Source organism: Streptomyces sp. NPDC058001, assembly GCF_042886315.1.
Lineage (GTDB): Bacteria > Actinomycetota > Actinomycetes > Streptomycetales > Streptomycetaceae > Streptomyces.
In genome coordinates this window covers 115743-140356 of sequence record NZ_JBHVQT010000001.1, presented here as the reverse complement: position 1 = coordinate 140356, position 24614 = coordinate 115743, and the positions used below count along the sequence as shown (strand labels likewise).

At 68.9% G+C, this 24614-nt stretch carries 19 protein-coding genes and 1 pseudogene; 3 read left to right on the top strand and 17 right to left on the bottom strand.

Annotated elements, in window-relative coordinates; genetic code table 11:
* Window positions 1-7: 7 nt before the first annotated feature.
* A pseudogene (locus tag ACFVT5_RS00660) lies at window positions 8-749 on the bottom strand (ATP-grasp domain-containing protein); the annotation flags it as partial.
* Window positions 750-958: 209 nt separating this feature from the next.
* Between ACFVT5_RS00660 and fahA the strand changes: the two are divergent.
* Window positions 959-2290 (top strand): fumarylacetoacetase, encoded by a 1332-nt coding sequence (gene fahA / locus ACFVT5_RS00655; RefSeq protein WP_389879949.1) that lies wholly within the window; start codon window positions 959-961, stop codon window positions 2288-2290.
* Between the two features lie 48 nt (window positions 2291-2338).
* Here the strand turns inward: fahA and recQ are convergent, their stop codons facing one another.
* The 15 genes from recQ to ACFVT5_RS00580 form a co-directional block, all read right to left on the bottom strand.
* Entirely contained in the window at window positions 2339-4426 is a 2088-nt protein-coding gene (gene recQ, locus ACFVT5_RS00650; RefSeq protein ID WP_389879947.1) for a DNA helicase RecQ, read from the bottom strand.
* A gap of 216 nt (window positions 4427-4642) precedes the next feature.
* Window positions 4643-6292, bottom strand: coding sequence for an NADH-quinone oxidoreductase subunit NuoN (gene nuoN, locus ACFVT5_RS00645; RefSeq protein ID WP_389879945.1), 1650 nt, complete (start codon window positions 6290-6292; stop codon window positions 4643-4645).
* Entirely contained in the window at window positions 6289-7860 is a 1572-nt protein-coding gene (locus ACFVT5_RS00640) for an NADH-quinone oxidoreductase subunit M (protein WP_389879943.1), read from the bottom strand. The genes nuoN and ACFVT5_RS00640 overlap by 4 nt, the downstream gene beginning before the upstream one ends.
* A gap of 5 nt (window positions 7861-7865) precedes the next feature.
* On the bottom strand, window positions 7866-9761 hold the full coding sequence (gene nuoL / locus ACFVT5_RS00635) for an NADH-quinone oxidoreductase subunit L (RefSeq protein WP_389879941.1): 1896 nt from the start codon (window positions 9759-9761) through the stop codon (window positions 7866-7868).
* Between the two features lie 14 nt (window positions 9762-9775).
* Window positions 9776-10075 carry an NADH-quinone oxidoreductase subunit NuoK gene (gene nuoK / locus ACFVT5_RS00630; protein ID WP_389879939.1) on the bottom strand — a complete coding sequence of 100 codons (300 nt, stop codon included), beginning with the start codon at window positions 10073-10075 and terminating at the stop codon, window positions 9776-9778.
* Window positions 10072-10887: an NADH-quinone oxidoreductase subunit J gene (locus tag ACFVT5_RS00625; protein ID WP_389879936.1), complete on the bottom strand. Its 816-nt coding sequence runs from the start codon at window positions 10885-10887 to the stop codon at window positions 10072-10074. The genes nuoK and ACFVT5_RS00625 overlap by 4 nt, the downstream gene beginning before the upstream one ends.
* Window positions 10884-11522, bottom strand: a complete 639-nt coding sequence (nuoI, locus tag ACFVT5_RS00620) for an NADH-quinone oxidoreductase subunit NuoI (protein WP_389879934.1) — start codon at window positions 11520-11522, stop codon at window positions 10884-10886. The genes ACFVT5_RS00625 and nuoI overlap by 4 nt, the downstream gene beginning before the upstream one ends.
* Window positions 11515-12900, bottom strand: coding sequence for an NADH-quinone oxidoreductase subunit NuoH (nuoH, locus tag ACFVT5_RS00615; protein ID WP_389879932.1), 1386 nt, complete (start codon window positions 12898-12900; stop codon window positions 11515-11517). Before nuoH ends, nuoI begins: the two co-directional genes overlap by 8 nt.
* On the bottom strand, window positions 12897-15407 hold the full coding sequence (locus tag ACFVT5_RS00610) for an NADH-quinone oxidoreductase subunit G (protein ID WP_389879931.1): 2511 nt from the start codon (window positions 15405-15407) through the stop codon (window positions 12897-12899). The genes nuoH and ACFVT5_RS00610 overlap by 4 nt, the downstream gene beginning before the upstream one ends.
* Window positions 15404-16765, bottom strand: a complete 1362-nt coding sequence (gene nuoF, locus ACFVT5_RS00605; protein ID WP_389879929.1) for an NADH-quinone oxidoreductase subunit NuoF — start codon at window positions 16763-16765, stop codon at window positions 15404-15406. Before nuoF ends, ACFVT5_RS00610 begins: the two co-directional genes overlap by 4 nt.
* Entirely contained in the window at window positions 16762-17589 is an 828-nt protein-coding gene (nuoE, locus tag ACFVT5_RS00600) for an NADH-quinone oxidoreductase subunit NuoE (protein ID WP_389879927.1), read from the bottom strand. The genes nuoF and nuoE overlap by 4 nt, the downstream gene beginning before the upstream one ends.
* Window positions 17590-17621: 32 nt before the next feature.
* Window positions 17622-18944, bottom strand: a complete 1323-nt coding sequence (locus ACFVT5_RS00595) for an NADH-quinone oxidoreductase subunit D (protein WP_389879925.1) — start codon at window positions 18942-18944, stop codon at window positions 17622-17624.
* Window positions 18944-19678 (bottom strand): NADH-quinone oxidoreductase subunit C, encoded by a 735-nt coding sequence (locus tag ACFVT5_RS00590; protein WP_389879923.1) that lies wholly within the window; start codon window positions 19676-19678, stop codon window positions 18944-18946. The genes ACFVT5_RS00595 and ACFVT5_RS00590 overlap by 1 nt, the downstream gene beginning before the upstream one ends.
* Window positions 19675-20229, bottom strand: a complete 555-nt coding sequence (locus ACFVT5_RS00585; protein WP_301983200.1) for an NADH-quinone oxidoreductase subunit B family protein — start codon at window positions 20227-20229, stop codon at window positions 19675-19677. Before ACFVT5_RS00585 ends, ACFVT5_RS00590 begins: the two co-directional genes overlap by 4 nt.
* A gap of 36 nt (window positions 20230-20265) precedes the next feature.
* Window positions 20266-20625 carry an NADH-quinone oxidoreductase subunit A gene (locus ACFVT5_RS00580; RefSeq protein WP_030494815.1) on the bottom strand — a complete coding sequence of 120 codons (360 nt, stop codon included), beginning with the start codon at window positions 20623-20625 and terminating at the stop codon, window positions 20266-20268.
* 894 nt (window positions 20626-21519) lie between these two features.
* Here ACFVT5_RS00580 and ACFVT5_RS00575 point away from each other — a divergent pair.
* Window positions 21520-22338 carry a C40 family peptidase gene (locus ACFVT5_RS00575; RefSeq protein ID WP_389879921.1) on the top strand — a complete coding sequence of 273 codons (819 nt, stop codon included), beginning with the start codon at window positions 21520-21522 and terminating at the stop codon, window positions 22336-22338.
* A gap of 175 nt (window positions 22339-22513) precedes the next feature.
* Here the strand turns inward: ACFVT5_RS00575 and ACFVT5_RS00570 are convergent, their stop codons facing one another.
* Complete coding sequence (locus ACFVT5_RS00570) at window positions 22514-23764, bottom strand: geranylgeranyl reductase family protein (protein ID WP_389880947.1); 1251 nt, start codon at window positions 23762-23764, stop codon at window positions 22514-22516.
* 207 nt (window positions 23765-23971) lie between these two features.
* Here ACFVT5_RS00570 and ACFVT5_RS00565 point away from each other — a divergent pair, with 207 nt between their 5' ends.
* The gene (locus tag ACFVT5_RS00565; RefSeq protein WP_389879919.1) at window positions 23972-24511 is read left to right on the top strand and encodes a GNAT family N-acetyltransferase; all 540 of its coding nucleotides are present in this window, start codon (window positions 23972-23974) and stop codon (window positions 24509-24511) included.
* Window positions 24512-24614 lie beyond the last annotated feature (103 nt).

Sequence of the window (24614 nt, the reverse complement as noted above, 5' to 3'; positions counted from 1 at the left end):
GCGTCGCCGGCCAGGAGCGCACCTTCACCCCGGTGAACAGGGCGAGCGGCGTCGAGTCGGCGCCGAAGTAGGCGTGCACGATCCAGTCCTCGGCGTCCTCGCGCGGCAGATACTCCTGGAGGACGACCCCGGGGTCCTCCCCCCAGCCACGCGCCGGCGCGAGCAGCGCCGCACGGTGCGCTGTCCGGGTGGTGCCGTGCACCGCGGGGCCGGGCCCGTCGGACGAACGCCTCCCGGTTCTTCGCGACCACCGGGAACCGCGCGGAACGGGCGAACGTTTCAATATCGGCGTAGGACCGCGGAAACGCCGCCGCCCGACTCGGGAAGCCGTGCTCGACGCAGAGTTCGTGCAGCCCCTGCTTGCTCGCGAGGCGCCGGGGTAGCGCGGCCTCCACGCGCGGGAAGAGGAACTTCCCGTCACCGGCGAGCTGTTCCTGGTGTTCGGCGATGAGGACGGCGGCCTCCTCGTCGGTCGGGATCAGCACGGTCGGCCGGCCGATCTGGCGCGCGATGCGCAGCAGACCCTCGACCAGCCGGCCCGGCTCCTCGGTGCCGGTGGTCGGCCAGACGAACGCCCGCCGCAGATAGCGGGACACCGCCGCCGGTGTGTGACGGTCCTCCGTGATCGCATACATGGGGACCCCGATACGCCCCAGGCTGCGGATGGCGCCGACGCCTCCGTGGTGCAGTGGATAGTCGCCGAACTTCACGATCAGCCCCGGTACGTCCCGGTCGGCGTCGCACGGCACACCTGCGGTGTTCCTGGCCACGGGTCCCCCCACGTGTCCCCCCTACGACCCGGACCCACCCCGTCCGCGTCCCCCGAAGACGCCAGGGCGGAACAGAACAATCCAGCAAGGCTCGTTAATCGGACATTGCGAACTCTTTAGACGCTGCCCTCCGATGGAACTCCCACGTAACGTGTGCCCCAACCACACGGAAAGCGAGGCAGCAGCCGATGCCCGAGCAGCACGAGCAGACCCCGCTCGACCTTCCCGAGGGTGACCCGTCCAGCCTTCCCGAGAGCGACCCGTTCGGGCTTCCGGCCGGTGACCCCTTCGGCCCGCACAACCTTCCCTACGGCGTGTTCTCCCGTACCCCCGCCGAGGGTGCCTCCGCCGAGGACGCGTCCGCCAAGGGCGCGGCGGAGACCCCGCGCGTGGGCGTGCGCCTCGGCTCCTATGTCCTGGACGCGGGAGCGGCGGCGGCGGCCCTCGGCTCCCCGTATGTGTCCCTGCTCGCCCAGCCCACACTGAACGCCCTCCTGGCGGCCGGACGCACGGCCTGGAGCGACGTACGGCGCGCGATCACAGCCTGGGTGACGGTCCCCGCCCACCGCGACACGCTACGGCCGCTGCTGCACCCTTTGTCCGAGGTGACCCTGCATCTGCCGTTCGAGGTCGCGGACTACGTCGACTTCTACGCGTCCGAGAATCACGCGCGCAATGTTGGCCAGATCTTCCGCCCCGACGCCGAGGACTCGCTGACCCCCAACTGGAAGCATCTGCCGATCGGTTACCACGGCCGCTCCGGCACGGTCGTCGTCTCCGGTACGGCGGTCGTCCGGCCGCACGGCCAGCGCAAGTCACCCGCCGACCCGGCCCCCGTCTTCGGCCCCTCGGTACGGCTCGACATCGAGGCCGAGGTCGGTTTCGTCGTCGGCCTCCCCACCGAACAGGGCGCCCCGGTGGCCCTGCGCGACTTCCGCGAGCACGTGTTCGGCCTGTGCCTGCTCAACGACTGGTCCGCGCGGGACGTCCAGGCGTGGGAGTACGTGCCCCTGGGCCCGTTCCTCGGCAAGTCCTTCAGCACCTCCGTCTCCGCGTGGATCACGCCCCTGGACGCCCTGGACGACGCCCGGACCGCCCCGCCCGCCCGCACCCACGAGCTGCTGCCCTACCTGGACGACTCCACGGAGGCCGCGGACGAACCCGGCGGCTACGACATCCGCATCACCGTCGCGATCAACGGCCACGTCGTCTCGGAACCCCCCTTCGCCACCATGTACTGGACCGCCGCCCAGCAACTCGCCCATATGACGGTCAACGGCGCTTCCCTGCGCACCGGCGACCTCTACGGCTCCGGCACCGTCAGCGGCCCCACCGAAGCCGAACGCGGTTCCCTCCTGGAACTCACCTGGAACGGCCGCGACCCCCTGGAACTGCCCGACGGCAAGCGCACGTTCCTGGAGGACGGCGACGAGGTGACCCTCACGGCCTGGGCCCCCGGCCCGGACGGCACCCGGGTGGACCTGGGTGAGGTACGGGGGCGGATCGCGGCGGCGAGGTAGGCCCGGCGCGGGACCGAGCCGGCGGAGAAGCCGGGGGCGGGGCGAGCGCTACCAGCCCAAGTCGTCCTCCGGCTCCTCCGGTTCGGGCTCCCGCTCCCACGCGGCATCCGCCTCGCCGGAACCCGCACGGCCCACGACGGACCCGGCGGCGGCAACGGAACCCGCAGTGACACCGGAACCCACGACGGCGGCCACCTCGCCGGGCCCAGGTCCCTGCGCGGACAGGACCCCGAGCACCCCCTCGCCATACGTCATCAGCTTCTTCTCGCCGACCCCGCTGATACCGCCCAGTTCCTCGATGGACCGCGGCGCCACCGTGACAATCTCCCGCAGGGTCGCGTCGTGGAAGATGACATACGCCGGAACGCCCTGTTCCCTGGCCTGTTCGGCGCGCCAGGCGCGCAGGGCCTCGAAGACCGGGAGCAGTGCCTCGGGCAGTTCGACGGCGGCCGTCTTCGCCTTGCGCTCCCCCTTGCCCCCGCCCGACCGGGATGCCGTGGGCCGCTTCGGCTCCTTGCGCAGCGGTACGTCCCGCTCGCGCCGCAGCACCGTCCCGCTGGCGTCGGTCAGCACCAGCGTGCCGTACTCGCCCTCGACCGCGAGGAGTCCCTGGGCGAGCAACTGCCGTACCACGCCCCGCCATTCGGCCTCGGCCAGCTCCTCGCCGATACCGAAGACGGACAGCTGGTCGTGGTCGAACTGAATGATCTTGGCCGTCTTACGGCCCATCAGGATGTCGATGATCTGTCCCGCGCCGAACTTCTGCCCGCGCTCCCGCTGCAACCGCACCACCGTCGACAGCACCTTCTGCGCGGCCACCGTGCCGTCCCAGGTCTCCGGCGGGGTGAGGCACGAGTCGCAGTTTCCGCAGGTCGACGCGGACGGGTCCTGGCCGAAGTAGGTCAGGAGCTGGGCGCGCCGGCACTGGACGGTCTCGCACAGGGCGAGCATCGCGTCGAGATGGGATGCGGCCCGGCGGCGGAACGCCTCGTCGCCCTCGCTGGACTGGATCATCTTCCGCTGCTGCACGACGTCCTGGAGGCCGTACGCCATCCAGGCCGTGGACGGCATTCCGTCGCGGCCCGCGCGGCCCGTCTCCTGGTAGTACCCCTCGACCGACTTGGGCAGATCGAGGTGGGCCACGAACCGTACGTCAGGCTTGTCGATGCCCATGCCGAACGCGATGGTCGCGGTGACGACGAGGCCGTCCTCGCGCAGGAATCGTGACTGGTGGGCGGCGCGCGTCCCGGCGTCCAGGCCCGCGTGGTACGGCACGGTCTCGATCCCGTTGCGCGAGAGGAACTCGGCGGTCTTCTCGACCGACGCGCGCGACAGGCAGTACACGATGCCCGCGTCGCCGGGGTGCTCCTCGCGCAGGAAGGTCAGGAGCTGCTTCTTCGGGTCGGCCTTCGACACGATCCGGTACTGGATGTTCGGCCGGTCGAAGCTCGCCTCGAAGTGCCGCGCGCCGGGCATGCCGAGCCGCTGGGTGATCTCCTGATGCGTCGCGTGCGTGGCCGTCGCGGTCAGGGCGATGCGGGGGACGTCGGGCCAGCGCTCGCCGAGGACCGACAGGGCCAGATAGTCGGGCCGGAAGTCATGGCCCCACTGCGCCACACAGTGCGCCTCGTCGATCGCGAACACCGACACCTTGCCGCGCGAGAGCAGATCCAGGCTGGAGTCGAGGCGCAGCCGCTCCGGCGCCATGTAGAGCAGATCCAGCTCGCCCGCCATGAACTCGGCCTCGACCACGCGCCGTTCGTCGAAGTCCTGCGTGGAGTTGATGAATCCGGCCCGCACGCCGAGCGCCCGCAGCGCGTCCACCTGGTCCTGCATGAGGGCGATCAGCGGGGAGACCACCACACCCGTACCGGGTCGGACCAGGGCCGGGATCTGGTAGCACAGGGATTTGCCGCCGCCGGTCGGCATCAGCACCACCGCGTCACCACCCGCGACCACGTGCTCGATGACCTGTTCCTGCTCGCCACGGAAGGCGTCGTACCCGAAGACCCGGTGCAGGGCCTCCAGTGCCTCGCTCCGCATACCTCCGTCGACACCGCCCGCCCCGGGCACCCCCGCCGCCCCACTCGCTCCAGTCGCCTCGGTCATTCCGCCGATCCCACCCATCCCGGTCATCGCCTTGCCCCCGTGCTCCGTACTTCCGCCACCACAGCCACGATAGGCGCCCGCACCGACACAGAGAGAGTTATCCACAGGCCCACGGAGCGCACGACCCGGTCGCGCGCCCCGCCCCCCGTCACCACACGCCGGTGGCCCGGCGCCCTCCATGGGGGCACCGGGCCACAAAGCCGGGTCACGCCGGCACAGGCGCTACGCACTACGCACTGCCTGTTACCGAACGAACACCCCCGCCTGCCCCGCCAGATCAAGGAAGTACTGCGGCGCCACACCCAGCACCAGCGTGACCGCCACGCCGACCGCGATCGCGGTCATCGTCAGCGGCGACGGCACGGCGACCGTCGGGCCCTCGGGCCGCGGCTCGCTGAAGAACATCAGCACGATCACCCGGATGTAGAAGAACGCGGCGACGGCCGACGAGATCACACCGATCACGACCAGCACACCCGCGCCGCCCTCGGCCGCCGCCTTGAAGACGGCGAACTTCCCGGCGAACCCGGAGGTCAGCGGAATGCCGGCGAAGGCGAGCAGGAACACCGCGAACACGGCCGCCACCAGGGGCGATCTCCGGCCGAGCCCCGCCCATTTCGACAGATGGGTGGCCTCGCCGCCCGCGTCCCGTACCAGCGTCACGACCGCGAACGCGCCGATCGTCACGAAGGAGTACGCGCCCAGGTAGAAGAGCACCGAGGAGATGCCGTCGGGCGTGGTCGCGATGACACCCGCGAGGATGAATCCCGCGTGCGCGATGGACGAGTACGCGAGCAGGCGTTTGATGTCGGTCTGGGTGATCGCGACGATCGCACCGCCCAGCATCGTGATGATCGCGATGCCCCACATGACCGGCCGCCAGTCCCAGCGCAGGCCCGGCAGGACCACGTACAGCAGGCGCAGCAGGGCGCCGAACGCGGCGACCTTGGTTGCGGCGGCCATGAAGCCCGTGACGGGCGTCGGGGCGCCCTGGTACACGTCCGGGGTCCACATGTGGAACGGGATGGCGCCGACCTTGAACAGCAGGCCCATGACGACCATGGCGGAGCCGACGAGCAGCAGCGCGTCATTGCCCATGGTGTCGGCGAGCGCCGGGTTGACGTCGGCGACGGTGCCCTCGACGACCTGCGCGATCGTGGCGTACGAGACGGAGCCCGCGTACCCGTACAGCAGGGCGACGCCGAAGAGGGTGAACGCGGAGGCGAACGCTCCGAGGAGGAAGTACTTGACCGCCGCTTCCTGCGACAGGAGCCGCTTGCGGCGGGCCACCGCGCACAGGAGGTAGAGCGGGAGCGAGAAGACTTCCAGGGCGATGAAGAGGGTCAGCAGGTCGTTCGCCGAGGGGAAGACCAGCATGCCGCCGATGGCGAACAGGGCCAGCGGGAACACCTCGGTGGTGGTGAACCCGGCCTTGACCGCCGCCTTCTCACTGTCGCTGCCCGGCACGGCGGCGGCCTCGGCGGCGAACGAGTCGACGCGGTTGCCGTGCACCGCCGGGTCGAGATGCCGTTCGGCGAAGGTGAACACCGAGAGCAGCCCGACCAGCAGGATCGTGCCCTGGAGGAACAGGGCGGGGCCGTCGACCGCGATGGCCCCCATGGCGGCGATGTGCGCCTTTGTCGTGCCGTACCCGCCGGACGCGAGGGCGATCACCGCGGCGAACGCGGCGGCCAGGGCGACGACGGAGAGGAACAACTGCGCGTAGTACCGGGACTTACGCGGCACGAATGCCTCGACGAGAATCCCGAGGACCGCCGCGCCGATGACAATCAGCGTGGGCGACAGCTGGGCATACTCGATCTTGGGCGCCTCGATCTTGGAGATCGGATCGGCCGCCGTTGTCCACAGGCTGTGGACGGCTGATGCGCTCACTTGGCCGCCTCCACCTCGGGCTTGGGGTCCTTCTGCTGGACGTCGGACATGGTGTGCCGCACCGCCGGGTTGACGATCTCGGTGAGCGGCTTCGGATAGACACCGAGGAAGATCAGCACCGCGATCAGCGGGACCACCACGGCGAGTTCACGCACCCGCAGGTCGGGCATCTTGGCGACCTCGGCCTTCACCGGGCCTGTCATCGTCCGCTGATAGAGGACGAGGGTGTAGAGCGCGGCCAGGACGATGCCGAACGTCGCGATGATGCCCGCCGCCGGATAGCGCTCGAAGGTGCCGACCAGCACCAGGAACTCGCTGACGAAAGGCGCGAGTCCCGGTAGTGACAGGGTCGCAAGGCCGCCGATCAGGAAGGTGCCGGCGAGTACCGGGGCGACCTTCTGCACTCCTCCGTAGTCCGCGATGAGCCGCGAGCCGCGCCGCGAGATCAGGAAGCCCGCGACCAGCATCAGCGCGGCCGTCGAGATGCCGTGGTTGACCATGTACAGCGTCGCGCCGCTCTGGCCCTGCGAGGTCATCGCGAAGATGCCCAGGACGATGAACCCGAAGTGCGAGATCGACGCGTACGCCACCAGGCGTTTGATGTCGCGCTGGCCGACCGCGAGCAGTGCGCCGTAGATGATGCTGATGAGGGCCAGGACCACGATCACCGGGGTCGCCCACTTCGACGCCTCGGGGAACAGGCCGAGGCAGAAGCGGAGCATCGCGAAGGTGCCGACCTTGTCGACGACGGCCGTGATCAGCACGGCGACCGGCGCGGTCGATTCACCCATGGCGTTGGGCAGCCAGGTGTGCAGCGGCCACAAAGGCGCCTTCACGGCGAACGCGAAGAAGAAGCCGAGGAACAGCAGCCGTTCGGTGTTGGTCGCCATATCGAGCGTGCCGGCGGCCCGTGCCTGCGCGATCTCCTGGAGCGAGAAGTTCCCCGCGACCACATACAGGCCGATGACGGCGGCCAGCATGATGAGGCCGCCGACGAGGTTGTAGAGCAGGAACTTCACGGCCGCGTACGACCGCTGGGTCGCGGCCGTCTCGTCGCCGTGCTCGTGGGCCCGGTCCCCGAAGCCACCGATGAGGAAGTACATCGGGATGAGCATGGCTTCGAAGAAGATGTAGAAGAGGAAGACGTCGGTGGCCTCGAAGGAGATGATCACCATCGCCTCGACGGCCAGGATCAGGGCGAAGAAGCCCTGCGTCGGCCGCCACCGGGAACTCTTCGTCTCCAGGGGATCCGCGTCGTGCCACCCGGCCAGGATGATGAACGGGATGAGCAGCGCGGTGAGCGCGATCAGGGCGACCGCGATGCCGTCGACCCCCAGCTCGTACCGCACCCCGAACTCCGGGATCCAGGCGTGCGATTCGGTGAGCTGGTAACGGGCGCCGCCGGGCTCGAAGCGGACGAGGACGACCGCCGCGAGGACCAGGGTGGCGAGCGAGACGAGCAGCGCGAGCCATTTGGCCGCGGTGCGCCGGGCGGCGGGCACGGCGGCGGTGGCGATCGCACCGACCGCCGGAAGCGCCGCCGTCGCTGTCAGCAGAGGAAAGGACATCGGTATCAGACCGCCCTCATCAGCAGGGTGGCGGCGATGAGGAGCGCCGCACCGCCGAACATCGAGACGGCGTACGAGCGTGCGTAGCCGTTCTGAAGCTTGCGCAGGCGTCCGGAGAGGCCGCCGACCGAGGCCGCCGTGCCGTTGACCACGCCGTCGACCAGGGTGTGGTCGACGTACACCAGGGAGCGCGTGAGGTGCTCGCCACCACGGACCAGGACCACATGGTTGAAGTCGTCCTGGAGGAGGTCGCGCCGGGCGGCGCGGGTGAGCAGCGAGCCGCGCGGTGCGGTGACCGGGACGGGGCGCCGGCCGTACTGCGCGTACGCGATGGCGGCGCCGACGACCAGGACCACCATGGTGGCCAGGGTGACCGTCGTGGCGCTCAGCGGCGAGTCTCCGTGCGTGTGCCCCGTGACGGGCTCCAGCCAGTTCAGGAAGCGGTCGCCGATGCTGAAGAAGCCGCCGGCGAAGACCGATCCGAAGGCGAGGATGATCATCGGGATCGTCATGGACTTCGGAGACTCGTGCGGGTGCGGCTCATGGCCTTCCGCATCCGGCTGCCAGCGCTTCTCGCCGAAGAAGGTCATGATCATCACGCGCGTCATGTAGAACGCGGTGATCGCGGCGCCGAGCAGGGCCACGCCGCCGAGGATCCAGCCCTCGGTGCCGCCCTTGGCGAACGCCGCCTCGATGATCTTGTCCTTGGAGAAGAAGCCGGACAGACCGGGGAAGCCGATGATCGCCAGATAGCCGAGGCCGAAGGTGGCGAATGTGATCGGCATGTACTTCCGCAGGCCGCCGTACTTGCGCATGTCGACCTCGTCGTTCATCCCGTGCATCACGGAACCCGCGCCGAGGAAGAGACCCGCCTTGAAGAAGCCGTGCGTCACCAGGTGCATGATCGCGAAGACATAGCCGATGGGGCCGAGTCCGGCGGCCAGCACCATGTACCCGATCTGCGACATGGTCGAGCCGGCCAGCGCCTTCTTGATGTCGTCCTTCGCGCAACCGACGATCGCACCGAACAAAAGCGTGACCGCTCCGACGACGGCGACCGCGAGTTGGGCGTCCGGCGCGGCGTTGAAGATCGCGCCGGAGCGGACGATCAGATAGACACCGGCGGTCACCATGGTCGCGGCGTGGATGAGGGCCGAGACCGGAGTCGGGCCCTCCATCGCGTCGCCGAGCCACGACTGGAGCGGTACCTGGGCGGACTTGCCGCACGCGGCGAGCAGCAGCATCAGGCCGATCGCCGTCAGCTTGCCCTCGGACGTGTCGCCCACGGAGCCCAGGACCGGCCCGAAGGTGAAGGTCCCGAAGGTCGTGAACATCAGCATGATGGCGATCGACAGACCCATGTCGCCGACCCGGTTGACCAGGAACGCCTTCTTCGCGGCGGTGGCCGCGCTGGGCTTGTGCTGCCAGAAGCCGATCAGGAGGTACGAGGCGAGGCCGACGCCCTCCCAGCCGACGTACAGCAGCAGGTAGTTGTCGGCGACGACGAGGAGCAGCATCGCCGCGAGGAACAGGTTCAGATAACCGAAGAAGCGGCGGCGGCGCTCGTCGTGCTCCATGTAGCCGACCGAGTAGATGTGGATCAGGGTGCCCACACCGGTGATCAGCAGCACGAACGTCATCGACAACTGGTCGAGCTGGAAAGCGACGTCCGCCTGGAAGCGTTCGACGGGGATCCAGGTGTACAGGTGCTGATACAGGGCGCGGTTGTCGGCGCTCTTGCCGAGCATGTCGGCGAACAGGACGACACCGACGACGAACGACGCGCCGGCGAGTGCCGTACCGATCCAGTGGCCGATACGGTCCAGGCGTCGGCCGCCGCAGAGCAGGACGGCGGCTCCGAGCAGGGGCGCCGCTACCAGCAGCGCGATCAGGTTCTCCACGATTCAGCGACCCCTTACAGCTTCATCAGGTCGGCGTCGTCGACCGAGGCCGAGTGGCGGGAACGGAACAGCGACACGATGATCGCGAGCCCGACCACGACCTCCGCGGCGGCGACGACCATCGTGAAGAACGCGATGATCTGCCCGTCGAGATTGCCGTGCATGCGCGAGAAGGCGACGAACGCGAGATTGCAGGCATTGAGCATCAGCTCGATGCACATGAAGACCACGATCGCGTTCCGCCTGATGAGCACGCCGGTGGCACCGATCGTGAACAACAGGGCGGCGAGATAGAGGTAGTTGACCGGATTCACTTCGACGCCTCCTCGGGGCGCGTCCGCTCCAGACGATCCTCGGAGCGTTGTTCGAGCGCCTTCAGGTCGTCGATGGCCTCGGCCGACACATCGCGGATCTGGCCCCGCGCGCGCAGCGTCTGGTTGACGGTCAGCTCGGACGGGGTGCCGTCCGGGAGGAGTCCGGCGATGTCGACGGCGTTGTGCCGGGCGTAGACACCCGGGGCGGGCAGCGGCGGCAGTTGCTTGCCCTCGCGTACGCGCTCCTCGGCCAGCTCGCGCTGGGTCTTCGCGCGCTCGGTGCGCTCGCGGTGCGTGAGCACCATCGCGCCGACCGCCGCCGTGATGAGCAGGGCGCCGGTGATTTCGAAGGCGAAGACGTACTTGGTGAAGATGAGGGCGGCCAGGCCCTCCACGTTGCCGTTGGCGTTCGCCTTTGTCAGGCCCGTGGACTGGGTGATCGACGCGTTGCCGATCCCGGCGATCAGGAGGACGCCGAAGCCGAGGCCGCACACCAGGGCCAGCCAGCGCTGTCCCTTGATGGTCTCCTTCAGCGAGTCCGCCGCGGAGACACCGACGAGCATGACGACGAAGAGGAACAGCATCATGATCGCGCCGGTGTAGACGACGATCTGGACGATGCCCAGGAAATAGGCGCCGTTGGCGAGGTAGAAGATCGCCAGGACGATCATCGTCGCGGCGAGACAGAGGGCGCTGTGCACGGCCCGCTTCATGAACACCGTGCACACCGCGCCGATCAGGGCGACCGAGCCGAGGATCCAGAACTGGAACGCCTCGCCGGTGGAGGTGGAGTAGGCGGCGAGCTGATTCATGCCTGCTCCCCCTTGCCGGTGTCCGCGTCGGGCCCCTCGCCCTTGGAGACGGCGACCTGCTGGGTGGTGCCCGGGGCGGCGTGCGTGACCAGCAGGTTGTAGTAGTCCTGCTCGTCGGTGCCCGGGAAGATCGCGTGCGGCGTGTCGACCATGCCCTCTTCGAGGCCGGCGAGCAGCTGCTCCTTGGTGTAGATCAGGTTCTCGCGGCTGCTGTCGGCCAGTTCGAACTCGTTCGTCATCGTCAACGCGCGCGTGGGGCACGCCTCGATGCACAGGCCGCACAGGATGCAGCGGGCGTAGTTGATCTGATACACCCGGCCGTACCGCTCGCCCGGCGAGTAGCGCTCCTCGTCGGTGTTGTCGGCGCCCTCCACATAGATGGCGTCGGCGGGGCAGGCCCAGGCGCACAGCTCGCAGCCGACGCACTTCTCCAGACCGTCCGGATGGCGGTTGAGCTGGTGCCGGCCATGGAACCGCGGCGCGGTCGTCTTCGGCTGCTCCGGATACTGCTCGGTCAGCCGCTTCTTGAACATGGCCTTGAAGGTCACGCCGAAGCCGGCCACGGGATTCTGGAACCCCTGTGCGGTATCCCTGGACTCGCTGGACTCGCTGGGCTCCCTGGATCGCTCAGTCATCGGACGCCTCCTTTCCATCTGCACCGTCACTCGCAGTATCCGACCCACCACTGACAATCAGCTCCCGCTCCCGGCGCGGGCGTCGCCGCGGCACCGGGGGAAGAGTCTGTCCGGGCAGGGGCGGCACGGGGAATCCGCCCGCCATCGGGTCGAAGCCGGTGGGTTTGTCGACCGGCTCCGCACCGGACGCCGCCTGGCCGCGGCCCTTGTCGCGGAAGATGTCCACGACGAACGAGAGCAGCAGCAGGGCGAGGATTCCGCCGCCGACATAGAGCGCGATCTCGGCGAAGTCGTAGTTCTCGTTGCGCAGGGTCCGCACGGTCGCCACCAGCATCAGCCACACGACCGAGACCGGGATGAGGACCTTCCAGCCCAGCTTCATCAACTGGTCGTAGCGGACGCGGGGCAGGGTGCCGCGCAGCCAGATGAAGAAGAACAGAAGCAGCTGCACCTTGATCACGAACCAGAGCATCGGCCACCAGCCGACGTTGGCGCCCTCCCAGAAGGTGCTGATCGGCCACGGGGCCCGCCAGCCGCCCAGGAAGAGGGTCACCGACACCGCCGACACCGTCACCATGTTCACGTACTCGGCGAGCATGAACAGCGCGAACTTGATCGAGGAGTACTCGGTGTTGAAGCCGCCGACGAGGTCGCCCTCGGACTCCGGCATGTCGAAGGGCGCGCGGTTGGTCTCGCCGACCATCGTCACGATGTAGATCACGAACGACACCGGCAGCAGCAGTACGTACCAGCGGTCCGCCTGCGCCTCCACGATGGTCGACGTCGACATCGAACCGGAGTACAGGAACACCGACGCGAAGGCGGCGCCCATCGCGATCTCGTACGAGATCATCTGCGCCGCGGAGCGCAAACCGCCGAGCAGCGGGTACGTGGATCCGGAACTCCACCCCGCGAGCACGATGCCGTAGATGCCGACGGAGGCGACCGCGAGGATGTACAGCATCGCGATCGGCAGGTCGGTGAGCTGCATCGTGGTGCGCTGGCCGAAGATCGAGACCTGGTTGTCCGCGGGCCCGAACGGGATCACGGCGATCGCCATGAAGGCGGGGATCGCGGCGACGACGGGGGCGAGGATGTAGACCGCCTTGTCCGCGCGCTTGACGACCAGGTCTTCCTTGAGCATCAGCTTGATGCCGTCGGCGAGCGACTGGAGCATGCCCCAGGGGCCGTGCCGGTTCGGGCCGATGCGCAGCTGCATCCAGGCGACGACCTTGCGTTCCCACACGATGGAGAACAGCACGGTCACCATCAGGAAGGCGAAACAGAACACCGCCTTGACTGCCACGAGCCACCAGGGGTCGCGGCCGAACATCGACAGGTTCTCCAGGGCGAGCGAAGTCACCGTGTCCGGCGTCATGACGTCACCTCCGTGACCTCCTGTGACACCGGCGCCACGGCCGGTCCGATACGGACGAGTTCACCGGGGCGCGCGCCCGTGTCGGAGGCGACGCCTCCCCCGGTGGAGTTCAGCGGGAGCCAGACCACGCGGTCGGGCATCTCCGTCACCAGCAAAGGCAGTTCGGTGCTGCCCGCGGATCCGGAGACGGCGAGAACGTCACCGCTTTTGACGCCGACTTCGGCCGCCGTGGTCGCCGACAGGCGGGCGACGGCAGCGTGCCGGGTCCCGGCGAGCGCGTCGTCGCCCTGCTGAAGGAGGCCCTGGTCGAGCAGCAGCCGGTGTCCGGCGAGCACGGCCTCCCCCGCGGCGGGGCGCGGCGGCGGCGTCGTGGTCTCCAGCGGGTCGGTGGCCAGGGGCCCGTCCCACGCGCCGAGCCGGTCCAGTTCGCCGCGCAGGGTGCGCAGGTCGGGCAGGCCCAGGTGCACGTCCATCGCGTCGGCGATCATCTGGAGCACGCGCGCGTCGGTGGGCGCCAGCCGGCGGACCATCTGTTCCGGCTTGAGCGCGGCCTCGAAGGTGCGGGCGCGGCCTTCCCAGTTGAGGAAGGTGCCCGCCTTCTCGGCGACCGCGGCCACCGGGAGGACCACGTCGGCACGCCGGGTGACCTCGCTCGGGCGCAGCTCCAGGGACACGAGGAAGCCGACCGCGTCGAATGCGCCACGCGCGCGTACCGGGTCCGGCAGGTCGGCGACCTCGACGCCCGCGACGAGCAGGGCGCCGAGTTCACCGGTCGCGGCGGCCTCGACGATCTGGCCGGTGTCGCGGCCGTAGCGGAGCGGGAGTTCGGCGATGCCCCAGGCGGCGGCGGTCTCGACCCGCGCGCGCGGGTCGGTGGCCGGGCGTCCGCCGGGCAGCAGCGACGGCAGGGCGCCCGCCTCGACGGCGCCCCGGTCACCGGCGCGGCGCGGGATCCACACCAGCCGGGCACCGGTCGCGGTCGCGGTCCGTACGGCGGCGGTGAGGCCGCCCGGCACGGCGGCCAGGCGCTCACCGACGACGATGACGGCGCCCTCGGCGCGCAGGGCCTCGGCGGCACGCGCCCCGTCCCCGTCGAGTCCGACACCGCCCGCGAGGGCGTCCAGCCACTCGGTCTCGGTGCCGGGCGCGGCGGGCAGCAGCGTGCCGCCGGCCTTCTCCAGACCGCGGGTGGCGTAGGTCGCGAGGGAGAACGTGCGCTGTCCGTGGGCACGCCACGCCTTGCGCAGCCGCAGGAAGACACCGGGTGCCTCCTCCTCGGCCTCCAGGCCGACGAGCAGGACGGCGGACGCGCCCTCCAGCTTGTCGTACGTGACGCCCGTGCCGTCGAGGTCGTGGCCCCGGCCCGCCACGCGGGCGGCCAGGAAGTCGGCTTCCTCGCTGCTGTGCACGCGCGCGCGGAAGTCGATGTCGTTGGTGTCGAGCGCCACGCGCGCGAACTTGCTGTACGCGTAGGCGTCCTCGACGGTGAGCCGGCCACCGGTCAGAACACCGGTGCGGCCCCTCGCCCCGGCGAGTCCGCGGGCCGCCGCGTCCAGCGCCTCGGGCCAGCTCGCGGGCTCCAGCTCACCCGTGTCCGCGTTGCGTACCAGGGGCTGGGTGAGGCGGTCGGGCTTCTGTGCGTACCGGAAGCCGAAGCGGCCCTTGTCGCACATCCACTCCTCGTTGACCTGGGGGTCGTTGGCCGCGAGGCGGCGCATGACCTTGCCGCGCCGGTGGTCGGTGCGGGACGCGCAGCCGCCGGAGCAGTGCTCGCACACACTGGGCGACGACACCAGGTCGAAGGGGCGTGAGCGGAACCGGTAGGCCGCCGAGGTGAGCGCGCCGACCGGACAGATCTGGATGGTGTTCCCGGAGAAGTACGACTCGAAGGGGTCGCCCTCGCCGGTGCCGACCTGCTGGAGCGCGCCCCGCTCGATCAGCTCGATCATCGGGTCGCCCGCAATCTGGTTGCTGAACCGGGTGCAGCGGGCGCACAGCACGCACCGCTCACGGTCGAGGAGCACCTGCGTGGAGATCGGTACGGGCTTCTCGTACGTGCGCTTCTTGCCGTCGAAGCGGGTGTCCGGGGCGCCGACCGACATGGCCTGGTTCTGCAGCGGGCACTCGCCGCCCTTGTCGCAGACCGGGCAGTCCAGCGGGTGGTTGATCAGCAGCAGTTCCATCACACCGCGCTGTGCCTTCTCGGCGACGGGCGAGGTGATCTGGGACTTGACGACCATGCCGTCGGTGCACGTGATCGTGCAGGACGCCATCGGCTTGCGCTGGCCCTCGACCTCGACGATGCACTGACGGCAGGCGCCGGCCGGGTCGAGGAGCGGGTGGTCGCAGAACCGGGGGATCTCGATGCCGAGGAGTTCGGCGGCCCGGATGACCAGGGTGCCCTTGGGCACGCTGATCTCGATGCCGTCGATCGTCAGGGACACGAGGTCCTCGGGCGGGGGCGCCGCCTCGCCGCCCCCGGAGGGAGCGCTAGTGGTGACCGTCATGCGTTCACCTCCGTGGTGTCGATGGGGCCGGCGGCCCAGGCGGTCGACCGTGCGGGGTCGAAGGGGCACGCCCGGCCGGTGATGTGCTGCTCGTACTCGTCACGGAAGTACTTCAGCGAGGAGAAGATCGGGGCGGCGGCTCCGTCACCGAGCGCGCAGAACGACTTGCCGTTGATGTTGTCGGCGATGTCGTTCAGCTTGTCGAGGTCGCTCATGGTGCCCTTGCCGGCCTCGATGTCCCGCAGCAACTGCACGAGCCAGTACGTGCCTTCACGGCAGGGGGTGCACTTGCCGCAGGACTCGTGGGCGTAGAACTCGGTCCACCGGGTGACGGCCCGTACGACACAGGTCGTCTCGTCGAAGCACTGGAGCGCCTTGGTGCCGAGCATGGAACCGGCGGCGCCCACGCCCTCGTAGTCCAGCGGGACGTCGAGGTGTTCGTCGGTGAACATCGGCGTCGACGAGCCGCCGGGGGTCCAGAACTTCAACCGGTGCCCGGGGCGCATCCCGCCGCTCATGTCGAGGAGTTGGCGCAGCGTGATGCCGAGCGGTCCCTCGTACTGGCCGGGGCTCGCGACATGGCCGCTGAGCGAGTACAGCGTGAAGCCCGGGGACTTCTCGCTGCCCATCGACCTGAACCAGTCTTTTCCCTTGTGCAGAATCGCGGGAACCGACGCGATCGACTCCACGTTATTCACAACAGTGGGGCAGGCGTAGAGGCCGGCGACGGCAGGGAAGGGGGGACGGAGTCGCGGCTGACCGCGGCGGCCTTCGAGCGAGTCGAGCAGCGCGGTCTCCTCACCACAGATGTACGCGCCCGCGCCCGCGTGCACGGTGAGTTCCAGGTCGAGTCCGCTGCCCAGGATGTTCTTGCCGAGGTAGCCCGCCTCATACGCCTCACGGACAGCCTCGTGCACCCTGCGCAGCACGGGGACGACTTCACCGCGCAGATAGATGAACGCGTGTTCCGAACGGATCGCGTAACAGGCGATCACGATGCCCTCGATGAGGCTGTGCGGGTTCGCGAAGAGGAGCGGGATGTCCTTGCAGGTCCCGGGCTCCGATTCGTCGGCGTTGACAACAAGATAGTGAGGCTTGCCGTCTCCCTGCGGGATGAACTGCCACTTCATGCCCGTGGGGAATCCCGCCCCGCCGCGCCCGCGCAGGCCGGATTCCTTGACGTAGGCGATGAGGTCGTCCGGCGACATGGCGAGTGCCTTGCGCAGTCCCTCGTACCCGTCGTGGCGTCGGTAGACGTCCATCGACCAGGACTTCTCCTCGTCCCAGAAGGCGGAGAGGACGGGTGCCAGGACCTTCTCCGGGTCCGTGTCGTTCAGCTCGGCTGCCAATGTCATCACTCCCCCTCCTCGGATACCGGACCCGCGGGGTGGGACGGGTCGGACGCCGAGGTGTTCTGCGGTGCGTCGTGCGAGCTGAGGTGCTCGGACCCGGGTTGCGGCCGGTCTTCGGGTGCGCGGTCCTCGGGGGTACCGGCGCGGGGGTGGACCACCCGCGGGGTGACGCCTTCGCCCCTGGCCAGGCGGAGCCCGGTGAGCGAGGCGGGGCCGGCGCCGCCGGTCGCCTCGACGGCTCCGGGGCGCTCGTCGGGGAAACCGGCCAGGATCCGGGCGGTCTCCTTGAAGGTGCACAGGGGGGCGCCGCGCGTGGGCCGGACGGTCTCTCCCGCGCGCAGGTCGTCGACGAGGCGCTTCGCGGAATCGGGGGTCTGGTTGTCGAAGAACTCCCAGTTGACCATCACGACGGGCGCGAAGTCGCAGGCCGCGTTGCACTCGATGTGTTCGAGGGTGACCTTGCCGTCGTCGGTGGTCTCGCCGTTGCCGACGCCGAGGTGCTCCTGGAGGGTGGCGAAGATGGCGTCGCCGCCCATCACCGCGCAGAGCGTGTTGGTGCAGACGCCGACCTGGTAGTCACCGCTCGGCTTGCGCCGGTACATGGTGTAGAAGGTGACGACCGCGGTGACCTCGGCGGTGGTCAGGTCGAGGATGTCCGCGCAGAACTTCATGCCGGTGCGCGTGACATGACCTTCCTCGGACTGGACGAGGTGGAGCAGCGGCAGCAGCGCGGACCGGGAGTCCGGGTAGCGGGCGATGACCTCCTTGGCGTCCGCCGTGAGCCGGGCGTGGACGTCGGCCGGGTAGTCGGGTGCGGGCAGCTGGGGCATGCCCAGGCTCACCTCATGAGCAGGTGTGGCTGTCACCGGTCAACGCCTCCCATCACGGGGTCGATGGACGCCACGGCGACGATGACGTCGGCGACCTGGCCGCCCTCGCACATCGCTGCCATGGCCTGAAGGTTGGTGAAGGACGGGTCGCGATAGTGGACCCGGAAGGGGCGGGTGCCGCCGTCGGACACGACGTGCACGCCGAGTTCGCCCTTGGGGGACTCGACGGCGGTGTAGACCTGTCCGGCGGGGACGCGGAAGCCCTCGGTGACCAGCTTGAAGTGGTGGATCAGGGCCTCCATCGAGGTGCCCATGATCTTCTTGATGTGGTCGAGGGAGTTGCCGAGTCCGTCCGGGCCCAGGGCGAGCTGCGCGGGCCAGGCGATCTTCTTGTCGGCGACCATGACCGAGCCGGGCTCCAGGCGGTCCAGGCACTGTTCGACGATCCGCAGCGACTGCCGCATCTCCTCCAGGCGGATCAGGAAGCGGCCGTAGGAGTCGCAGGTGTCCGCGGTGGGGATGTCGAAGTCGTATGTCTCGTAGCCGCAGTACGGCTGGGCCTTGCGCAGGTCGTGCGGGAGGCCCGCGGAGCGCAGGATGGGGCCGGTGGCGCCGAGGGCCATGCAGCCGGCCAGGTCGAGATGGCCGATGTCCTGCATACGGGCCTTGAAGATGGGGTTCCCGGTGGCGAGCTTGTCGTACTCGGGAAGGTTCTTGCGCATCTTCTTGATGAACTCGCGGAGCTGGTCCACCGCACCGGACGGCAGGTCCTGGGCGATTCCGCCGGGCCGGATGTACGCGTGGTTCATGCGCAGGCCGGTGATCAGTTCGAAGATGTCGAGAATGAGTTCACGATCACGGAAGCCGTAGATCATGATCGTGGTGGCGCCGAGTTCCATACCGCCGGTGGCGATGGCGACGAGGTGCGAGGACATCCGGTTCAGCTCCATGAGGAGCACCCGGATGATCGTCGCGCGGTCGGGGATCTCGTCCTCGATGCCGAGGAGTTTCTCGACGGCGAGACAGTAGGCGGTCTCGTTGAAGAACGGCGTCAGGTAGTCCATGCGCGTCACAAAGGTGGTGCCCTGTGTCCACGTACGGTATTCGAGGTTCTTCTCGATGCCGGTGTGCAGATAGCCGATGCCGCAGCGGGCCTCGGTGACCGTCTCGCCGTCGATCTCCAGGATGAGGCGGAGCACTCCGTGGGTGGAGGGGTGCTGGGGGCCCATGTTGACGATGATGCGCTCGTCGTCGGCCTTGGCGGCGGACTGGACGACCTCGTCCCAGTCGCCGCCGGTGACCGTGTAGACGGTCCCCTCGGTCGTCTCGCGTGACGATGCAGATGGAGTAGTCATCAGGAGTACGACCTCCGCTGGTCCGGAGCCGGGATCTGGGCGCCCTTGTATTCGACGGGGATGCCGCCGAGGGGGTAGTCCTTGCGCTGCGGGAAGCCCTGCCAGTCGTCCGGCATCATGATCCGCGTCAGCGCGGGGTGGCCGTCGAACACGATGCCGAAGAAGTCGTACGTCTCGCGCTCGTGCCAGTCGTTCGTCGGGTAGACGAGGACCAGTGAGGGGACGTGCGGGTCGGCGTCGGGGGCGGAGACCTCCAGGCGGATCAGCCGGTTGTGGGTGATCGAGCGCAGGTGGTAGACGGCGTGCAGCTCGCGGCCCTTGTCACCGGGGTAGTGCACACCGCTGACACCGGTGCACAGCTCGAAGCGGAGCGCCGGGTCGTCGCGGAGGGTCTGGGCGACCCGGACGAGGTAGTCACGTTCGACGTGGAAGGTGATCTCGTCGCGGTCGACGACCGTCTTCACCAGGGCGTTCTCGGGGACGAGGCCCTGTTCCTCCAGGGCGCCCTCCAGCTCGTCGGCGACCTCGTCGAACCAGCCTCCGTAGGGGCGGGTCGCGGCGCCGGGGAGCCGGATGGAGCGGACGAGTCCGCCGTAGCCGGAGGTGTCGCCGCCCTTGTCGGCGCCGAACATGCCGCGCTGGACGCGGATCTCCTCGCCGTGGTCGCCCCGCTGACCGGGGAGGTTCTCGGCGTTGATGTCCTTGTCGGGGTTCACACCGTTCTGCTCAGTCACCGCAGCAGCCCCTTCATCTCGATGGTGGGAAGCGCCTTGAGCGCCGCTTCCTCCGCCTCGCGGGCCGCCTCCTCGGCGTTCACCCCGAGCTTCGAGGTCTGGATCTTCTGGTGCAGCTTGAGGATCGCGTCGATCAGCATCTCGGGCCGTGGCGGGCAGCCCGGGAGGTAGATGTCGACGGGGACGATGTGGTCGACGCCCTGGACGATCGCGTAGTTGTTGAACATGCCGCCCGACGAGGCGCAGACGCCCATGGAGATGACCCACTTCGGGTTCGGCATCTGGTCGTACACCTGCCGCAGCACGGGCGCCATCTTCTGGCTGACACGGCCGGCCACGATCATCAGGTCGGCCTGGCGCGGTGAACCGCGGAAGACCTCCATGCCGAACCGCGCGAGGTCGTAGCGACCCGCGCCGGTCGTCATCATCTCGATGGCACAGCAGGCCAGGCCGAAGGTGGCCGGGAAGACGGATGACTTGCGCACCCAGCCCGCGGCCTGTTCGACGGTGGTCAGCAGAAAACCGCTCGGCAGCTTCTCTTCGAGTCCCATTGGTGGCCCCTAGACCCCTCTATCCCTCGCGGGTTCTCAGTCCCATTCCAGGCCGCCGCGCCGCCATACATACGCGTATGCGACAAAGACGGTGAGCACGAAGAGCAGCATCTCCACGAGCCCGAAAAGCCCCAGGGCGTCGAAGGTGACCGCCCAGGGGTACAGAAAGACGATCTCGATGTCGAAGACGATGAAGAGCATCGCCGTCAGGTAGTACTTGATCGGGAATCGTCCGCCGCCGGCCGGTGTCGGCGTCGGCTCGATACCGCACTCGTACGCCTCTAGTTTGGCCCGGTTGTAACGCTTTGGACCGATTAGCGTGGCCATGACCACGGAGAAGATCGCAAAGCCTGCCCCGAGGGCTCCCAGTACGAGGATGGGCGCATACGCGTTCACCGCTCCTCGCTCCTCTCAGTCGGCACTGACTGCTACGGCGGGTTGAACTCACCCGCCTCACACATCCCATGGATCCCACGGGCCTCGACCATCTCGTGGATCATCTCGGCCCTGAAGATCGTGCTCATGTGAAGCAGGTCACAAGCCCAACTGCCGTGCATCCTATGCCTGCGGGTCTGTGATCTGCGACACGGGGTCCTTGATCGTCCTTGTGATCTCCACCACCCGGCCTCTGATCATGGACTTTGGGGGCCTGCGGCGCTCGTACGCGAAGCGCCCGAGCGGTCACCAGACGCGACAACTTCCCCCATTACCCCTGGTAGATGACGTTTCGCACTATCAAGGGGCGAGAGGCGGAGGCAAATTGGCGCTGGACGCGTGGCCCTGATAGAGGAGTCCGTTCACACGTCGGGGGGAGTCGGGGGGACGGACGTGGACAGCCTTGGACGGCGGGCGGGACCGGAGAGACCGGACGGCACGCACGGACGACACGCACGCATGCGTGCACGCGTTCACGAGCGACCTGCCACATCCGGTCGAACCCGGCCGCACCAGATCGAACCCGGCCGAATCGGTCGCCCCATCAGGTTCACCCTCACCGAGGAACCCAACAAAGACGCAGTTCATCGTGAGACCGTTCCGTGACCTGTGCCACATTGGTGAAGATCGTGGACATGTGGGGCTTGGCCATCGGTGTCAACGGGTGGTAGGTGCGGGGCAATTCGGGCGAAATTCAGAAAGCCCATGATCACAGGCATGATCGCCCGTGTCCGCATTGCCCGTTACGGCGTCAATAAGGAGTGACACGCCTGGGATTCAGCCACCCTGTGAGCCAACTGTGGCGCAGCACACGTACCTTGAAGGTAACGGCGACCCCCTGATACCCGTTGTCTCATGTCCCACACCGCTCACATACCCAGCCACCGGAAGCCCCGCCGCAGTGGCTCGAAGCTCGCACTGCGCGCCGGAGTTGCCGGTGGCGTCCTCAGCACCCTGGCAGTGGCCGGTGCGGCCGGGCCGGCGACCGCCGCCGAGCCCGTGACCGAGACCATCGAACTGCCCACGCTCACCGCCGATCTGGCCATCCAGGTAGCCCAGTCCGCGAGCGCCACGCAGCTCGCCGCGGTCTCCTACGAGGTCCAGGCCGAGCAGGACGCGGCCACCGCGAAAGCCGCGAAGCAGGCCAAGAAGGACCTTGCGGACGCCGAACGCAAGGCGGAGGCCAAGAAGAAGGCCAAGGCCGAGGCGGAGCGCAAGGCCGCCCAGGAGCGCGCGTCGCGGACCGCCTCGCGCACCACGCTCAGCGCCTCCGCGGCTCCGTCCGCCTCGACGGGCAGCCAGGTCTCCGTCCCCTCCAGCGGCAGCGTCTCGGCCGTCATCAGCTTCCTGAAGGCGCAGCTCGGTGACGCGTACGTCATGGGTGGCACCGGACCGAACTCCTGGGACTGCTCCGGCCTCGTCCAGGCCGCGTTCCAGCAGGCCGGAGTGAGCCTGCCGCGCACCTCGCAGCAGCAGTCGACGGCGGGTACGCAGGTCGGTACGTCCAACCTCCAGGTCGGCGACATCCTCTACTGGGGCGGCGCCGGATCCGCGTACCACACGGGTGTGTACATCGGGAACGGCCAGTACCTCGACGCGGCCAACCCCGGCAAGGGCGTGGTCATACAGAACCTGTCGGGTTACCCGGCGAGCGGTGCCATCCGCGTCCTCTGACGCGCGGAACAAAGCAGAACAAAGACGCCCGGAACAGAGCCGAGGGCCGTCCTTCCCGAGTGGGAGGGACGGCCCTCGGCGTCCTCAGGCGTCCTCACGGCGTCGGCGCCCGCGAAGGGCGACCGGGTCACGCCTCTGGAGCGGAGCGACCGGGTCACGCCTCACGGGCGACGGGTCACGCCTTCGGCGCCACCTTGCTGAGGCCGTTGATGATGCGGTCGCTGGCGTCGCCGCCCGTCGGGTCCGTCAGGTTGGCCAGCATCTTCAGGGTGAAGCGCATCAGCATGGGGTGGGTCAGGCCGCGCTCGGCGGCGAGCTTCATGACCTTCGGGTTGCCGATGAGCTTCACAAAGGCGCGGCCCAGCGTGTAGTAGCCGCCATAGGTGTCCTTGAGGACCTTGGGGTAGCGGTGCAGGGCGAGTTCGCGCTGTGCGGGGGTCGCGCGAGCGTGGGCCTGCACGATGACATCGGCGGCGATCTGCCCCGATTCCATCGCGTATGCGATGCCTTCGCCGTTGAAGGGGTTCACCAGGCCGCCCGCGTCACCGACGAGGAGCAGGCCCTTGGTGTAGTGCGGCTGCCGGTTGAAGGCCATGGGGAGCGCGGCGCCGCGGATCGGCCCGGTCATGTTCTCCTCGGTGTAGCCCCACTCCTCGGGCATCGAGGCGCACCACGCCTTGAGGACCTCGCGCCAGTCGAGTTCCTTGAACGCGGCGGAGGTGTTGAGGACGCCGAGCCCGACGTTGGAGGTGCCGTCGCCCATGCCGAAGATCCAGCCGTACCCGGGCAGCAGCCGGTCCTGCGGGCCGCGCCGGTCCCACAGCTCAAGCCAGGACTCCAGGTAGTCGTCCTCGTGCCGGGGCGAGGTGAAGTACGTACGGACCGCGACGCCCATCGGGCGGTCCTCGCGACGGTGCAGGCCCATCTGGAGGGACAGCCGCGTGGAGTTGCCGTCGGCCGCGACGACCAGCGGGGCGTGGAAGGTGGCGGGCGTCTTCTCCTCGCCGAGCTTGGCGTGGACGCCGGTGATCCGGCCGGTGCGCTCGTCGACGATCGGGGCGCCGACATTGCACCGCTCGTGGAGCCGGGCGCCCGCCTTCTGGGCCTGGCGGGCGAGCTGCTCGTCGAAGTCGTCGCGCTTGCGGACGAGTCCGTAGTCCGGGAAGGACGCGAGATCGGGCCAGTCGAGCTGGAGGCGGACACCGCCGCCGATGATCCGCAGGCCCTTGTTGCGCAGCCAGCCGGCCTCTTCGGAGATGTCGATGCCCATGGCGACGAGCTGTTTGGTGGCGCGTGGCGTGAGGCCGTCCCCGCACACCTTCTCGCGGGGGAAGGCGGTCTTCTCCAGAAGCAGTACGTCCAGGCCGGCCTTGGCGAGGTAGTACGCGGTCGTCGATCCGGCCGGCCCGGCTCCGACGACGATCACATCCGCCCGGTGTTCGGAGACGCGCGACTCGGAGACGCGAGGCTCGGAAAGGGGTTCGGAGGAGGGCTCGGAGAAGGGTTCGGAGAGGGGCTCGGTCACGGCGGGTTCTCCCCCAGGACTCGTAAAGACTCGTAATCAGCGTGCCGATGGCACTGGACGTGTGCAGTCTATGAGGCGGTACTGATCAACGAGCTGAAGGGCTGCCCTGTGAGCCGAGCACTCCCCGCCGTACAGCTACGAGTCCCCACCGACGAGGACGCTTTCGCCTGGCACCGCGTCTTCGACGACCCCGACGTGATGGAGTTCCATGGCGGCAGGTCCGCGGAGCTTTCGGTGTACGAGGAGTTGACGGCACGCCAGCGCCGGCACGACGCCGAACACGGCTTCTGCTTCTGGACGATGCTCGGCGAGGGGGGAGATGAGGCAGGAACGAACGGGGCGAACGGCGGTGAGGTCATCGGATTCACCGGCGCGCAGCCGTGGCCGCACGCCTGGGGCCCCGTGGGCGAGATCGAGATCGGCTGGCGGCTCGGCCGCGCGTACTGGGGGCAGGGCTATGTGACGGCGGCGGCGCACGCGACCCTGGAGCGGCTACGGGCGGCGGGCGTCCGCGGTGTCGTGGCGATGGTCGACGCGCGCAACGAACGGTCCATCGCGGTGACACAGCGGCTGGGCATGGACCTGGCGGAGACGTTCACGACACCGACGTCGGCGCGGATCGGCCACTGCTATCGACTGGAGCTGTGAGGCGCACATAGGTATCGGGGAGCTACTGGGGTACGGGGCGTGGTGGCCCGCGCACCGGACGTCGCGGCGGTTCCGGCGGACCGGTGCGGAGAGCTACCCTTTC